Source organism: Rhodococcus oxybenzonivorans, from assembly GCF_003130705.1.
Classification (GTDB): Bacteria; Actinomycetota; Actinomycetes; order Mycobacteriales; family Mycobacteriaceae; genus Rhodococcus_F; species Rhodococcus_F oxybenzonivorans.
This window is the reverse complement of record NZ_CP021354.1, coordinates 3,810,126-3,825,465: the sequence shown is the minus strand read 5'-3', so window position 1 is coordinate 3,825,465 and position 15,340 is coordinate 3,810,126. Positions and strand designations below refer to the sequence as shown.

Genomic DNA, 15,340 nt, shown 5'->3' with positions numbered 1-15,340 from the left:
CACTAGCTGACAAGGTTGGGTAGATGCTCAAGCTCCTCGGTGCCAAACAGTTGAGCAGTCGAGACGCGGCACATGTGCTCCGCGTTCTCGACGCCGATCCTGTCGCCGCCTGCATGGTCGCCGCGCGCGTCGAAGAATGCGGAGTCGATCCGCGGATGATCCACGGGGAGTTGTGGAGTCGAGGGGGACCGCTCGAGTCTCTGTGTTTCTCCGGTGCCAACTTCGTTCCGCTTCGCGGCAGCGTCGACGACATGCGCGCGTTCGCGGACCGAGCCTGCCGGACGCCCCGCATGTGTTCGTCGCTGGTGGGCCGGGCCGAGCTGACACTGCCGTTGTGGGAGATGCTGGAAATGGACTGGGGCCCCGCTCGCGAGGTCCGGGCCGACCAGCCCCTCCTCGCGTTGGCCGGCAAGCCGCACTGCCGCCCCGATCCGCTCGTCCGCCAAGTCCGGATGCACGAACTCGAGCAGTACCTTCCCGCAGCCGTGGCCATGTTCATCGAGGAAGTCGGCGTCGACCCCCGCGCCAATGACGGCGGTCGCGGGTACCGACGCCGGGTCGCCAATCTCATCGCCGCCGGCCGAGCCTGGGCCCGGTTCGAGGACGAACAGGTGATCTTCAAGGCCGAGGTCGGGTCGGTGTCGTCGCGGGTGGGACAGATCCAGGGCGTCTGGGTCCACCCGATGTATCGAGGGCAAGGATTCGGAGCCGCGGGAACGGCAACCGTGGCCGAGGCCGTCATCGCCGACGGCCGGATCGCCAGTCTGTATGTCAACAGCTTCAACACTGTGGCCCGCAGTGCGTACGCACGCATCGGTTTCAGCCAAGTCGCGACGTTCGCCACAATTCTCCTGGACTGACTCGCTGGCCGCCTACCGTGCCGACGGTGGTCGGAGACATACCATGAGCGGCGATGAACCTCTGGCCAACCACTCGATTCCGCGTCGTGCGGTCCATCGCCCTCGGCGGCGCGGCCGCGCTGATCCTCGGCTCGACGGCGTGCACACCGAAGCCCGACGGCCCCGCGCCCGCCGCTGAGGCATTTCTCACCGCCTTCGCCGACCGCGATTCCGAGCAGGCCGCACAACTGTCCGATCGGCCCGACGATGCTCAACGAGTTCTCGAGTCGGCCTGGGAGTCGCTGCAGGCGGAGTCGCTCGAGGCGAAGACGACCGACGTGGACATCAACGGAGACACGGCCACCGTCGGCTACGCCTACGAATGGCATCTGCCGAAGAATCGGGTATGGACCTACTCAGGTGAGCTGCATATGGGGCGCCGGAACGGGGAGTGGGCGGTCCGGTGGAGCTCCACCAACATCCACCCTCGGCTCGGCGACCGGCAGACGATGTCGCTCCGGTCGACTGCGGCTCCCCGCGCTCGCGTCAACGAGCACTCCGGCTCGGATGTTCTGGTTCCCGGCGTCGTGTACCGCGTCAAATTCGACGCCGGGGAGTCGGGCAACGTCATCTCCACGGCGCAGGGGCTTGCCGCCGCGCTCTCCCCGTTCGACAACACGCTCACTGCGCAGTCGATCGCGGAATCCGCGACGGCGGTCGAGGGTGACTACCTCGTCACCCGACTGCGGTCCGAAGACTACGAGCGGGTCGCGGGCGTCCTCGGTGCCCTTCCCGGAGTCAGTGTCTCGGACGAGGCGGACCTGGTGGCCACGGATCGCACTTTCGCCCCGGACCTCGTCGGACAGGTGAAGAAGACGGTGATCGACGAGGTCGACGGCAAGGCCGGGTGGAGCGTGGTCACCGTCAACCAGAACGGCGTCGACACGGATGTCCTCACCGAGACCCCGCCGCAGACCTCCCCGTCCTTCTCGATCAGCCTCGACCGGCCCATTCAGGTTGCGGCGCAGAACGCCGTCGACGCCAGGACCGACCAGGCCATGATGGTGGTGATCCAGCCGTCGACCGGAGACGTTCTCGCGGTGGCGCAGAACAAGGCGGCAGACCGGGACGGGCCGGTCGCCCTGACAGGACTCTACCCTCCGGGATCGACGTTCAAGATCATCACCGCCGGGGCAGCCATCTCTTCGGGGATCGCGAGCCCCGACACGATGGTGCCGTGTCCGGGACGTATCGAGATCGGGGAGCGCAGCGTTCCCAACTACAACGAGTTCGCGCTGGGCACCGTGCCGATGGCCACGGCATTCGCCCGTTCGTGCAACACCTCGTTCGCGAAACTGGCCAGTGAGATGAAGCCGGACGCGCTGACGGTCGCGGCGTCGCAATACGGGATCGGCCCCGACTACCAGGTCGTGGGCCTGCCGACCGATTCCGGCTCCGTCCCCCCGGCCGAAGAGCTGGTGCAACGAACAGAGGACGGCTTCGGCCAGGGCAAGGTCGTGGTCAGTCCGTTCGGAATGGCCCTGGCCGCGGCGACGATCGCGCACGGTTCGACTCCCGTTCCGCGGTTGATCGCCGGACGCGAGACCGTCATCGAGGGTGACCATCCGCCGATCAGCCCCGACATGGTCGAGGGGCTGCGCTCGATGATGAGGCTCGTGGTGACCAGTGGCACAGCTGAACGGATCGAGGATCAGGGCGAGGTCTACGGAAAGACGGGGGAGGCCGAGGTCGAGGGCGGCTCGCACGCCTGGTTCGTCGGTTATCGAGGTGATCTCGCCTTCGCCACGCTGGTGGTCCGGGGCGGGAGTTCCGACAATGCGGTCGCCGTCACCCGAGACATGTTCGCGGCGTTGCCCGAAGGGTATTGACCCTGCGCCGGTGTCGCCGAGGCGCCATCGGCCGATCGGGGGACACAGGTGTAGTCGGTTCAGGGACCCGTTCGGGGGACAGACACCGCCGCCGGGAGCGCCCATAGTGGGTGGCAGAAGATTTTCGCAACCGCGGGGTCGAAGAGATTACGCAGACAGGAACTTTCACACATGACACTCGTCTCGGAAGAAACTCGGGTGGACGCATCGGATGGCGTCCGCACAGTGTTGTTCGTCGGCAATCCGGACCCAGGCACAGAACTGACTCAGTGGCTCGCGATGAAGGAGTGGGCGTCGGGCCGCGGAATCGCGTCGATCAGCTCCTGCGAAGGAGACGTCCTGTGCGTCATCGCCACCGAAGACGTCCTCGACGGGCTCTGCACCCCGGTGGAAGCCATGGCGATGCAGCAGGCGAGGGCCCGTGGGGTGCCCTGCGTCAGCGTCCGCAACGCCCGCCTTCTGAGGGATGCTCTCTGACGCGCTACTCGTGTTCGGCGAGCTTTTCGGGATCGAGTTCCGGGCCGCCTTTTCCGAGCCTCTTGTTCACGAGCACTGTGCCCGCCCAGAGGACGACGCCGATCCCGAGTAGCACGCCGGCGATCTGATACTGCACGATCGGGCGGTCGGCGAAGGGTGTGACGAGGAACCCGCACGTCAGGGTGCCGACGATCGGGAGAATCGTCGGAACCCGGAAGTGCTTGTGCTCCACGGGCTGTTTCCGGAGTACCAGCACGGTGATGTTCACGATCGTGAACACGCACAGCAGGAGCAGGGCCGTGGTGCCGCCGAGTTCGGGCACCTCACCGACGAACGTGATCAAGCCGAACGCGACGAGCGTGGTGAAGACGATGGCCACGTACGGGGTGCGGCGGCGGGCGTGCACTCTCCCGAACGGAGGAGGGAGTACCTTCTCGCGGCTCATGCCGTACAGCAGCCGGCTTGCCATCAGCATGTTGATCAGTGCGGTATTGGCGACCGCGAACATGGTGATGAAGGCGAAGATCCCGATAGGGAAGCCGGGGGCGCCGGCCTGCACCACCTTGAGCAGTGGTGTGTCACCTTCGCCGAGGTCGCTCACCGGTACCAGGGCGATAGCCGTGATGGAGACGAACACGTAGATCGCCCCCGTGACGAGAAGTCCCGTCAGCAACACCTTGGGGAAGATCCGGCTGGGTTCCTTGCACTCCTCGGCCATGTTGACCGAATCCTCGAAACCGACCATCGCGAAGAAGGCGAGCGCGGTACCCGCGATCACAGCACCGACCGCGGACCGCTCACCGGTGTCGAACGTGGCGACCCGGGAGAAGTCACCGTCGCCCACGCCGAGTGCCCACAGACCGATCATGATGATGATCAGAAGCCCGGACAGCTCGATGCACGTGAGAACCACATTGGTTTTGACGCTCTCGCTGACCCCACGGAAGTTGATGATTCCCACCAGCGTCATGAACGCGAGACCGAGGAGGGTGATCCCGATTCCGGTGGTGAAATCGAGATCGAAGGCTTCGACGAAGTTGGCCGCGAAGGCACGCGACGCTGTGGAGGCAGACGTGATGCCGGAGCACATCACGGCGAAAGCCACCATGTACGTCAGGAAGTGCACCCCGAAAGCCTTGTGTGTGTACAGCGCAGCGCCCGCTGCCTTGGGGAACTTGGTGACGAGTTCGAGGTAGCTGAAGGCCGTGACGATGGCGACGAGGAAGGCGATGAGAAAGGGCAACCACACCACGCCACCGACCTGGTTCGCCACCTTGCCGGTCAGCGCGTAGATGCCGGTTCCGAGGATGTCGCCGACGATGAACAACAGAAGCAGACCGGGACCCATGACCCGCTTCAGGCTCGGCTGCTCGGAAGAACTCGCACCGGACGCATTCGAGCTCGACGCGTTCGAATCCGTTGTCGATCCCATGACCCACCGCCTTTCGCTGCGCGCGCTTCCCGGCCGAGAAGACGCTTGTCGCTAGGGGAGTAAACCCAGCCGGCGTGCGGTGACCACGGCTTCGTGGCGGGACCGCGCGTCCAGCTTGTTCATGGCACTGCGCAGGTAACTCTTGACGGTCTCGGCCCCCACCGACAGCCGCTGGGCGACCTCGGCGTTGGTGCATCCCAGCGCGACGTGCGCCAGCACGTCGATCTCTCGGGGGGTGAGGGTGATACCAGCGTCGTCAGACGCGTCGGCACCATCGCCACCACCGGGGCGGACGACTGCCGCGAGCCGCTGGGACAACCCGCGCAACTGCTCCTGCAACGACGGATCGGTGACCGTCTGGGCCACACTCCGCATCTGAGCGTGTATGTCGCGAAGCTCTTCGGTGGTGGCGCCGTCGACACCCTGCGCGTCCAACGTCGTGAGCATCTGGAGGCGGCGGTCGACCTCGTCACGAATGGCGATCTCTGTACCGAGTCGGCGCGAGGCCGCGACGACGACATCCGCGGTCCGATCACCGATCGGGGCGCACTCGCGGATGGCGGCGTAGAGGACGGCCCGGGATTTGCCCTGCACGATGACGGGCACGGCCAGGATGGAGCGGAGACCCTCGCTGAGGACGGGGCGGTCGAAGTGGTGCGTGATGGTCTGGGAGGAGCTGTAGTCGTTGACCGAGACAGGCCTGCGCTGAGCCACCACTCGGCCGCCGAGGCCGGACAGCGGTGGGATGGCCAGCCCTTTGAGGTTGTTGGTACGTGTTCCGAAGAACTCGCTGAGATGGAGGGTGTCGTCGCTCACTTCACCGCCGAAGAGAACCGGCACGACACCCTGGGCGGCGATCGTGCGCAGCTCACCGCGCAGGGCGTCGCCGTCCCGGGGGCGTAGTAGCGACGGGAGAACCAAGTGGGTCACCCCTTTCCGGGGGTAGTCAGGGCGGTCTGTGAGCTAGATCATAACCGTAGCGAGTTCGGATGAGGCCACGCTGTCGCCGACCCGGCCCCGCGAACGTTCGGACCCCGATATACCAGCCCGCAGAATACGAGGAGTACCGCATGACCACCGATCCCACCGCACGCGTGCGTGAATTGCTCGATCAGTACGACACGCCGACCGCCGCCGCGGCGGAGCTGCTGTGTGATCGACACCCTGCCGACGACGTGGCATTCACCGTTGTGGAAGCGGATCTGACCTCGACGGACCTCACCTACGGATTCCTTCGTGAACAGTCGTCACGGTGTGCGGCAGCCTTGGCGGACCTCGGCGTCGAACCGGGTGAGCACGTGGCGACGCTGATGGGCAAGTCGGCGGAACTGGTTGTAGCCCTGCTCGGGATCTGGCGTCGCGGGGCGGTCCACGTTCCGTTGTTCACGGCGTTCGCCTCCCCGGCCATTGCGTTCCGACTCGAGGCGAGCAAAGCGAAGGTTGTGATCGCCGATGCGAACCAGCTGCACAAGCTGAAGCCCGGTGAGGACATTCCGGCAGACGCGCCCTGGCAGGTGGTGGTCGTCGGCGGCGAGAAGTCCGGCACTCTCGACTTCGAGACGCTGGTAGCGTCGCACGATCCCAGCGATGCCCGGGGTGCGGCCGTTGCCGTCGGCGGTGACGGACCCCTCGTCCAGTTGTTCACCAGTGGGACTACCGGAACCCCCAAGGGCGTGCCGGTCCCGGTTCGGGCGCTGGCGTCGTTCCACGCCTACCAGGAGTTCGGGCTCGATGTTCGCAAGGACGACGTCTTCTGGAACGCCGCGGACCCAGGATGGGCGTACGGCCTCTACTACGCACTGCTCGGGCCGCTCGCCGCGGGGACGCGCAGCATCCTGCTGCACGCGGGATTCTCGGCGCCGCTCACCTGGAAGGTCATGGAACGCTTCGGGGTCACCAACTTTGCGGCCGCCCCGACCGTTTACCGGAGTCTGCGGGCGGATCCGACGCCGATCCCCGAGACGGTGCGGTTGCGGCGTGCGTCGTCTGCCGGTGAACCGCTCACCCCGGACGTGATCTCGTGGTCGAAGGCCAACCTCGGGGTGCTGGTGCGCGATCACTACGGGCAGACCGAGCACGGAATGTTCATCGCCAATGCGTGGGCGGAGGGTCTGCAGGACGAGGTCCGCGACGGCTCGATGGGCAAGCCGCTCCCAGGCTGGTCCTGCGCGGTACTCGCCGACGACTCCGACGCGATCGCCCCGCCCCGGACTCCGGGCCGGGTCGCCATCGACACCCGGAACAGCCCGCTGTTGTGGTTTACCGGGTATATCGACGCACCCGAGAAGACCGCGCAGCGCTTCACCGGCGACGGCCGCTGGTACCTCACCGGTGACGCGGGCCAGACCGACGAGGACGGCTTCTACTTCTTCTCGGCCCGCGACGACGACGTCATCATCATGGCCGGATACCGGATCGGGCCCTTCGACGTGGAGAGCGTGCTCGTCATGCACGACTCCGTTGTCGAGGCCGCGGTCGTCGGAATGCCCGACGACCTGCGCGGTGAGGTACTCGAAGCCTTCGTCGTCCTCCGCGACGGAGTCGAGGGCACCGACGCACTCGAAGCCGAGCTGCAGACCTTGGTGAAGAAGAAGTTCGCTGCACACGCCTATCCGCGCACCGTGCACTTCGTTCCGCACCTTCCCAAGACTCCCAGCGGCAAGGTGCAGCGCTACCTCCTGCGCCAGCGGTAGGCGCTTCGCGTTCGTGCGCCTTTCCGGTAGTTCCCGCTACCAGAAAGGCGCACGGAGAAGGGCAGGTCTACCCTGATACCCATGTCTGTCCGCACAGCATTGAGCCCCGGAACCGTGTCACCCGTCCTCGCCGTGCCTTCGAGTATCGAGCGGCCCGAGTACGCGTGGAAGCCGACGGCCAATGAGGGTCACGAGCCGTGGGTGCAGACACCCGAGACGATCGAGGCCATGCGCCTGGCGAGCCAGATCGCCGCCCGCGCTCTTCAAGAGGCGGGAAAGGCGGTGGCGCCCGGCGTCACCACCGACGAACTCGATCGCATCGCCCATGAATACATGATCGACCACGGCGCCTATCCGTCGACGCTGGGTTACAAGGGTTTTCCGAAATCCTGCTGCACCTCGCTCAACGAGGTGATCTGCCACGGGATCCCGGATTCGACCGTCATCCAGGACGGTGACATCGTCAACATCGACGTCACGGCCTACATCGGCGGGGTGCACGGAGACACCAACGCGACCTTCCTCGCAGGCGACGTCGCCGAGGAGAACCGCTTGCTGGTGGAGAGGACGCACGAGGCCACGATGCGGGCCATCAAAGCGGTCAAGCCTGGACGCGCGCTCAACGTGATCGGCAGGGTCATCGAATCGTATGCCCACCGCTTCGGCTACGGCGTGGTCCGGGACTTCACCGGCCACGGCATCGGCACCACGTTCCACAACGGCCTCGTCATCCTGCACTACGACGAGCCGTCGGTCGACACGGTGATCGAACCGGGAATGGTGTTCACGATCGAGCCGATGATCAATCTCGGTGACATCGCCTGGGAGGTCTGGGAAGACGACTGGACCGTGGTCACCAAGGATCGCTCGTGGACTGCCCAGTTCGAGCACACGATCGTGGTCACCGAGACCGGCGCCGAAATACTCACCCTGCCTTGAGCCCGGGCCAACTGAAGGGCGCACTGCTCGTCGCCGGAACTACGTCGGACGCGGGGAAGAGCGTGCTCGTCGCCGGCTTGTGCCGGATGCTGGCGCGTCGCGGTGTCCGGGTGGCGCCGTTCAAAGCGCAGAACATGTCCAACAATTCCGTCGTCACTCTCGACGGCGGCGAAATCGGACGTGCGCAGGCGCTGCAGGCCGCCGCGTGTGGACTGGAACCGAGCGTGCGTTTCAACCCGGTGCTACTCAAACCGGGGAGTGATCGGACGTCCCAGCTGGTGGTGCGTGGCCGCGCCGTCACTTCGGTCGGTGCCCGCGATTACATCGAGCACCGCGACCATCTCCGGGTGGTGGTGGCCGAGGAACTGGCGTCCCTGCGGAACGAGTTCGACGTGGTGATTTGTGAGGGCGCGGGCTCACCCGCCGAGATCAATTTGCGCGCAACGGATCTGGCTAACATGGGCCTTGCCCGCGCCGCCCGGATTCCGGTGCTCGTTGTCGGCGACATCGACCGCGGCGGAGTGCTTGCCCACCTCTTCGGCACGGTGGCTGTGCTCTCGCCCGAAGATCAGGCGTTGATCGCCGGCTTCATCGTCAACAAGTTCCGCGGCGACGTGTCGTTGCTGACCCCCGGCCTCGAGCAGTTGACTGCCCTGACCGGCCGGCCGACTCTCGGTGTCATTCCGTTCGCGCACGACCTGTGGCTGGACGCGGAAGATTCGCTCGGCGTCGTGGGCGACGCCCCCGTCGGGCGTCCCGGACCGCCGGTGGGAAGCGAATGGCTGCGGGTCGCGGCGATCCGCCTGCCACGAATTTCCAACTCGACGGATGTGGAAGCGCTGGCGTGCGAACCCGGGGTTTCGGTTCGCTGGGTCAACGATCCTTCCCGCCTGCAGGATGCCGACCTGATCGTCCTGCCCGGCAGCAAGTCGACGGTGTCGGACCTCGAGTGGATGCGGCGCAACGGAATTGCCGATGCCGTGGCGGCGCAGGCGAAGCTCGGCCGCCCGGTACTCGGCGTCTGCGGCGGCTACCAGATGCTCGGCTCCGTGATCGTCGACGACGTCGAATCCGGTCGCGGCCAGACCCCGGGTCTGGGACTGCTCGACCTCGAGGTGGAGTTCGCGGCAGACAAAGTGCTGGGCCGGGTCACCGGTGACGCGTACGGGGTCCCGGTCGACGGTTACGAGATACACCACGGTCGGGTCCGGCGTAACGGTGATCAGCCGCTGCTCTACGCGAGCACCGGGGCGGCGGAGGGGAGTATCCGCGGAGCTGTCTACGGAACGCACTGGCACGGTCTGCTCGAGAACGATCGATTCCGCCGTCTACTCCTCGACGATGTCGCGGAGCATTCGGGTCGAACCGGCTTCGTCCCCGCCCCCGACACCGACGTGGCCGCCGTGCGGGTCGCGCAGCTCGACCTGTTGGCTGATCTCGTCGAGAAGCACGTGGATGTGGACGCCCTGGACACCTTGCTCGGTGAAGGTGCCCCGGAGGGGCTGGCCACCATCGGCTCCCGCCTCTCTTTCTAGGCAGTCGCCCGCCGCACGATCGGCCATGCTCCGATCTGCCGGACTAGCTTGTGAACCGGACCGGATAAGGGCGCGAGCGCAAGGCGGCGCGGATCGCGTAGGTTTTCTGCCATGGAACTGACACACGTGGCTGTGGGAGACGGAGACTGTACTGTTCGGCTCGACGGGCCGTCGACCAGGCACGCTGTCCTGCTGCTGCCCGGTGCGGGGGACGCCCCGGACGTCTACGACGATGTGTGCGCCCGCCTGCACAATTCGGATCTGCGCACCATCGTGCCCGAGTCCATCGAAGGTCTCGACGACTCCGCTGTGATGGGGCTGCTCGACGAGCTGAAGGTGGGATGGGTCAACCTCGTGGGAAGCCGCGAGGGCGCCGAGCTCGCCTGGACGCTCGCCGCTCGCCAGTTCGGGCGCTTCGCCAGTCTCGTCGTTGCCGATCGGGGTCACCCGGCGGCGCCCGACGACAAAGGTGTGGTCCGCGAAGCGGGATGCCCACCGGTGGAGCTCCCGACCACCGTGATGGTCGGAAGCTCCACGCGGCGAGCCGAGGCCGATGCGAGTGGTCGCTTCGTCTACTCGGATTTCCGCGTCGTGGAACTCGACGGTGTCACCAATGTCCCGGCCTCGGCTGCCGCCGCGCTCGCCACCGAGATCGTTCTCCGCACCAGCCCCTGGTAGCGAGCGCCGGGTCGATTACAGGCCGCTGTCGTCGACGTCGAGCCCGAGCAGGGCGTTCTCGACGACCTCGGGGAGAGCCGGGTGTATCCAGTACTGGCCCCGAGCCAACCGGTGTGCCGTCACATCGAAACTCATGGCCTGGATCAAGGGCTGGATCACCGTGGAGGCCTGTGCGCCGATCACATGCGCGCCCAGCAGTCGCCCGGTGCCACGCTCGGCGATGATCTTGCAGAAACCCTCGTCGTCTTCCATGGCCCACCCGTAGGCGACGTCCCCGTAGGCCTGAATCTTCACGGTGACGTCCCAGCCCGCGTCCCGAGCCTCGCGCTCGGTGAGCCCGACGTGGGCGATCTGCGGGTCGGTGAACACAGCCGCGGGCACGACACGATGGTCGGTACGGCGCAGGCCCGACGTGTCCTGCCACGCGTCCCGCAGCAGGTTGTGCTGGACGACGCGCGCTTCATGGTTGGCGACGTGCTTGAGCTGATAGGGCGAAGAGACGTCGCCGAGCGCGAACACCCCCTCGGCGCTGGTGCGCTGGAACTCGTCGACGACGACGCGCCCCTGGTCGAGGTCGATGCCGCCGGCGGCCGCATCGATCACGTCCCCGTTGGATCGACGGCCGGTGGCCACGAGGAGGGCGTCGCCCGACACGACCCGTCCGTTGTCGAGTTCCACCGCGACCCCGGCACCGTCCGGGCGCACCGACGCCACCGTCCGGCCACGGTGCACATCCCACTTCGAGACCGCCAGATCCGTGAACTGACGGGCCACGTCGTCGTCCAGATGGCGCAAAAGGTGCTCGCCCCGCGAGATCAGCGACACCCGCGTGCCCAGTGCCGAGAACACGTGCGCGAACTCCGCGGCAATGAACCCGGCTCCGATGATCACCAGGCGCTCGGGGAGTTCGGTTAGCCGCATGATGTCGTCGTTGGTGTAATACGGCACCCCCGAACTGCGCACGACGTCCGGGATGATCGGCCGCGATCCCGCAGCGACCACCACCTGATCCGCGGTGATGACCTCACCTGCTCCGGTGTCGATCGTCCGCGGCCCGACGAAGGACGCGTGCCCGCGGAAGAGCGTCGTATTCGGGGTGTCTTCAGCGCGGTAGCGCTCACCGCCCGCGGAGATGGGATCGATCCGGCCGAAGACTCTTTTGACGATGTCGGGCCAGCGCACACCCTCGAGCTGGGCGTCGACGCCGAATTTCGCGGTATCGGTGACCGTGCGGGCCACTTCGGCGGCGTAGACGAACATTTTGGTCGGAATGCACCCGACGTTCAGGCACGTCCCGCCGAACGTGCCCTTCTCGAGGAGTGCGATCTTCTTGTCCGAAAAGCGTTCGTCGGGAAGGGAATTGCCCGACCCGGAGCCGATGATGGCGAGATCGAAGTGGGTCATCGCGGCGTCTCCGCGGAATTGTGGCCGTGCAGCCAGTCGAGCCAGAGGTCCACCTCGGCGAACGCCTGGGCGCGAGGTTCGTCCGAAGACAGGAAGACGTCGTGCCGGGCGCCCGGAATGGGCACTATCGTCGTGCGGTCGCCGAGACACCCGGCCCACCGGGCGATCTGCCGGACATCGAGGACTGCATCGGCTGTGTCGACCTGAGGGTCGTATCTCGGAGCGAAGTACGACGCCTTGGAACGCAGAATCAGCGCAGGAACACCGATATCGAGACCCCGGTGCAGTTGCGCATGCCCGCGGCGCACCGCCCGGAGCCAGCCGAAGGTGACGGGAAAGCCGCCCAGCGGTTTCCAGTCCAGGTTGTAGTTCCAAATTCCGTTGCCGTCGACGTGGAGACTCACCCCGTAGGTGTCGAGGGTGGTCTTCGGAACGATCGACTTCCGCTTGACACGGCCCAGTGCGTCGACGGCCACCGTTCCCACATTCCGCAGGTACGACGGCCCCTGCAGGTCGAACCACGGGCTGTTCAGGATGACGCCGCTGACGCCGAGGGCCGCGGTGCCGCCGGCCTTCTTCTGCCGTCGGTGAAGCCACAGCGGGAGTACGAGTCCTCCGGTGGAGTGTGCGACCAGCAGGACCTGGCCCTCGCCGGTCTGCTCGCGCACGACGCGGAGCGCTTCGTCGAGTTCGGCGTCGTACAGCGTGAGGTCCGACACGAAGTGCGCCGTCTGACCGGGTTTGAGGGAACGACCACACTTGCGCAAATCCAGGGCGAAGAAGGCGTATCCCTGGTCGGCGAAGTGCTCGGCCAGGTGTTTCTGGAAAAAGTAGTCGGTGAACCCGTGCACGTAGAGCACGGCCCGGCCGGTCCGTTTCGTCTCCTGTGCGGGCTGGTAGCGGATCAACGTTGCCTCGACCTCACCTTCGCCGTCGGGATCGGTACCGAGGGGGATGGTCAACTGCTGATATCCGTCGCCGAGGACGTCGGGAGCCCATGTAGTCACAGATCACAATCTAATGGGCGATCCCGGGCCGCGGGGAGGGGCACAATTGGGGCAGGTAACTTCTGCTCATACGCGCGGGTAACCTATGCGGCGAACACGGCAGGCGGATGCGCGCACGGCTAATGGACAAGGAAGTCGATTCTCCAGTGTCAGATCAGAACGCGGTAGAGACGAAGACGGATGTAGTGCTGGTGGGCGCGGGCATCATGAGCGCGACGTTGGGGGCGATCCTGCGGCAGGTGCAGCCCGACTGGTCGATCACCACCTTCGAACGGCTCGACGCCGTCGCGGCCGAGAGCAGCGACCCGTGGAACAACGCCGGCACCGGTCACTCCGCGTTGTGTGAACTCAACTACACACCCGAGAACCCCGACGGCACCGTCGAGATCGCGAAGGCCGTCAACGTCAACGAGCAGTTCCAGGTGTCGCGCCAGTTCTGGGCGCACGCCGTGGAGAACGGCGTCCTGACCAAGCCGAAGGAATTCATCAACCCGATTCCCCACGTCAGCTTCGTGCACGGCGAGGCCAACGTGAAGTATCTGCGCGCCCGTTACGACGCGCTCGCCGGACACCCTCTCTTCGCGGGCATGGAATACGTGGAGGATCCGGTCGAGTTCGCCCGCCGCCTGCCGTTGATGGCGAAGGGCCGCGACTACAGCGATCCGATCGCGCTGAACTGGACCGAGAACGGCACCGACGTCGACTTCGGTGCCCTCACCAAGCAGCTTCTCGGCTACGTCGGTGCATCCGGCGGCATCGTGCATTTCGGTCACGAGGTCACCGATCTCACCAAGCAGTCCGACGGCAGCTGGGTCGTCAAGGTCACCAACCGCCGCAACGGTGCCAAAAAGGTGGTGCGCAGCAAGTTCGTCTTCGTCGGCGCCGGCGGCGGTGCCCTGCATCTCCTGCAGAAGTCGGGTATCTCCGAGGCCAAGGGCTTCGGCGGATTTCCGGTCAGCGGAGCCTTCCTGCGCTGCACCAATCCGGAACTCATCGACCAGCACCGCGCCAAGGTATACGGCAAGGCAGCCGTGGGCGCTCCGCCCATGTCGGTGCCGCACCTCGATACCCGGGTGATCGGTAGCAAGCCCGGACTGCTGTTCGGCCCTTACGCCGGCTGGTCACCCAAATTCCTCAAGGAAGGTCGCATTACCGACCTCCCCGGTTCGGTCAAGCCCGACAACCTTCTGTCGATGCTCGGCGTCGGTGTCAGTGAACTCGGCCTGGTCAAATACCTGATCAGCGAGCTCACGAAGTCGGAGGCCGGACGCATCGACACGCTGCGCGAGTTCGTACCCAAGGCCGTGGGCAAGGATTGGGAACTGATCACGGCCGGCCAGCGTGTCCAGGTGATCCGGCGGGCCAAGGGCAAGGGCGGTGTCCTCGAGTTCGGCACCGCCGTGGTCAATGCCGCGGACGGCAGCATCGCCGGTCTGCTCGGTGCGTCTCCCGGCGCGTCCACGGCTGTGCCGGCCATGCTCGACGTGCTCGAGCGCTGCTTCCCGGACCGGTACGAGTCCTGGAAACCGAAGCTGCAGGAAATGGTGCCGTCGCTCGGGGTGAAGCTCACTGACGAACCGGGGCTGTTCGCGCAGGTCTGGGAGCACACGTCCAAGGTTCTTCAGCTCGATACCATCGCGGTGGAAGAGGCCTCGGTCGCCGCGGTCTGACGACGACGGGCGGGCTCGGCTGCGGGCGCGCGCCGAGCGGGCCTGTGCCATAGTTGCTTGTCATGACGGCAACTGCAGCACTGAAGCGTGCGTGGGCACTCGATCTCGACAACAAGACGCTCTATGAGTTGCTGAAGCTTCGAGTCGAGGTGTTCGTCGTGGAGCAGGCCTGCCCGTACCCGGAGCTGGACGGGCAGGATCTGCTGGCGGAGACGCGCCATTTCTGGTTGGAGCAGGACGGTCAGGTGGTCTGCACGCTCCGGCTGCTCGAGGAGCACGGCGACGGCACCACCTCGTTCCGGATCGGGCGACTGTGCACGTCGCGGCCCGCGCGTGGGCAGGGCCATACCACTCGTCTCCTGCGGGCGGCGCTCGCAGAGGTGGGGTCCGCACCCTGCCGGATCAACGCCCAGACCTACCTGGTGGATATGTATGCGAAGCACGGATTCACGCCGGATGGCGAGGAGTTCGTCGAGGACGGTATCCCGCACGTGCCCATGAAGCGTGGTGGCGGGGCGCCCCGCGGTGCGGGGGATACGGCGTCGGTATCGGATGCGCAGGGTGCCCCGTCGACGGCGGGCCGGTGAGCGCCGACTAGGGTCGGCGAAGGAATGTCCGCGGGGAAGTCCTGTTCCAATCAGGCGCGGTCCCGCCACTGTGACGGATCTCTGATTCGCTGCTGCCACGGGCGCGGCGAATCGGAAGTCCCAGCCAGATCGCCGCGGCATTCGTACCAGCCAACAGCTCTCGGCGAGGAAACCGGGGCGTGAAGGGATG

The 15,340-nt window shown here is 66.2% G+C and carries 13 protein-coding genes; 9 read left to right on the top strand and 4 right to left on the bottom strand.

Translation table 11 applies throughout. The features are described 5' to 3' along the window. Positions 1-23 precede the first annotated feature (23 nt). From CBI38_RS17985 to CBI38_RS17975, 3 genes are all read left to right on the top strand, one after another. Positions 24-860 carry a GNAT family N-acetyltransferase gene (locus CBI38_RS17985; RefSeq protein WP_109330903.1) on the top strand — a complete coding sequence of 279 codons (837 nt, stop codon included), beginning with the start codon at positions 24-26 and terminating at the stop codon, positions 858-860. Between the two features lie 53 nt (positions 861-913). Beyond that, complete coding sequence (locus CBI38_RS17980; RefSeq protein ID WP_109330901.1) at positions 914-2,728, top strand: penicillin-binding transpeptidase domain-containing protein; 1,815 nt, start codon at positions 914-916, stop codon at positions 2,726-2,728. 171 nt (positions 2,729-2,899) lie between these two features. Next, positions 2,900-3,205 (top strand): hypothetical protein, encoded by a 306-nt coding sequence (locus CBI38_RS17975; RefSeq protein ID WP_109330899.1) that lies wholly within the window; start codon positions 2,900-2,902, stop codon positions 3,203-3,205. 4 nt (positions 3,206-3,209) lie between these two features. Here CBI38_RS17975 and CBI38_RS17970 read toward each other — a convergent pair whose 3' ends face one another. Together CBI38_RS17970 and CBI38_RS17965 are read right to left on the bottom strand one after the other, a co-directional pair. Further along, positions 3,210-4,637, bottom strand: a complete 1,428-nt coding sequence (locus CBI38_RS17970) for an APC family permease (RefSeq protein WP_109330897.1) — start codon at positions 4,635-4,637, stop codon at positions 3,210-3,212. 51 nt (positions 4,638-4,688) lie between these two features. Then, positions 4,689-5,567 (bottom strand): LuxR C-terminal-related transcriptional regulator, encoded by an 879-nt coding sequence (locus CBI38_RS17965; RefSeq protein ID WP_109330895.1) that lies wholly within the window; start codon positions 5,565-5,567, stop codon positions 4,689-4,691. Positions 5,568-5,707: 140 nt separating this feature from the next. Between CBI38_RS17965 and CBI38_RS17960 the strand changes: the two genes are divergently transcribed. The 4 genes from CBI38_RS17960 to CBI38_RS17945 all read left to right on the top strand — a co-directional run bounded on the left by CBI38_RS17960 (position 5,708) and on the right by CBI38_RS17945 (position 10,482). Next, a complete protein-coding gene (locus CBI38_RS17960) occupies positions 5,708-7,330 on the top strand; it encodes an AMP-binding protein (protein ID WP_109330893.1) in 1,623 nt (540 codons plus the stop codon). 81 nt (positions 7,331-7,411) lie between these two features. Further along, on the top strand, positions 7,412-8,269 hold the full coding sequence (map, locus tag CBI38_RS17955; protein ID WP_109330891.1) for a type I methionyl aminopeptidase: 858 nt from the start codon (positions 7,412-7,414) through the stop codon (positions 8,267-8,269). An 11-nt stretch (positions 8,270-8,280) separates the two neighbouring features. Beyond that, a complete protein-coding gene (locus CBI38_RS17950; protein ID WP_418328345.1) occupies positions 8,281-9,804 on the top strand; it encodes a cobyric acid synthase in 1,524 nt (507 codons plus the stop codon). Positions 9,805-9,915: 111 nt separating this feature from the next. Continuing rightward, entirely contained in the window at positions 9,916-10,482 is a 567-nt protein-coding gene (locus tag CBI38_RS17945; protein WP_109330887.1) for an alpha/beta fold hydrolase, read from the top strand. 15 nt (positions 10,483-10,497) lie between these two features. Here the strand turns inward: CBI38_RS17945 and mtr are convergent, their stop codons facing one another. Continuing rightward, the gene (gene mtr / locus CBI38_RS17940; protein ID WP_109330884.1) at positions 10,498-11,886 is read right to left on the bottom strand and encodes a mycothione reductase; all 1,389 of its coding nucleotides are present in this window, start codon (positions 11,884-11,886) and stop codon (positions 10,498-10,500) included. Continuing rightward, positions 11,883-12,893 (bottom strand): alpha/beta hydrolase, encoded by a 1,011-nt coding sequence (locus CBI38_RS17935; RefSeq protein ID WP_109330882.1) that lies wholly within the window; start codon positions 12,891-12,893, stop codon positions 11,883-11,885. Before CBI38_RS17935 ends, mtr begins: the two co-directional genes overlap by 4 nt. Positions 12,894-13,015: 122 nt before the next feature. Between CBI38_RS17935 and mqo the strand changes: the two genes are divergently transcribed. Both mqo and CBI38_RS17925 read left to right on the top strand, forming a co-directional pair. Further along, entirely contained in the window at positions 13,016-14,563 is a 1,548-nt protein-coding gene (mqo, locus tag CBI38_RS17930; RefSeq protein ID WP_109330880.1) for a malate dehydrogenase (quinone), read from the top strand. 62 nt (positions 14,564-14,625) lie between these two features. After that, positions 14,626-15,150, top strand: a complete 525-nt coding sequence (locus CBI38_RS17925; protein WP_109330878.1) for a GNAT family N-acetyltransferase — start codon at positions 14,626-14,628, stop codon at positions 15,148-15,150. Positions 15,151-15,340: the final 190 nt, after the last annotated feature.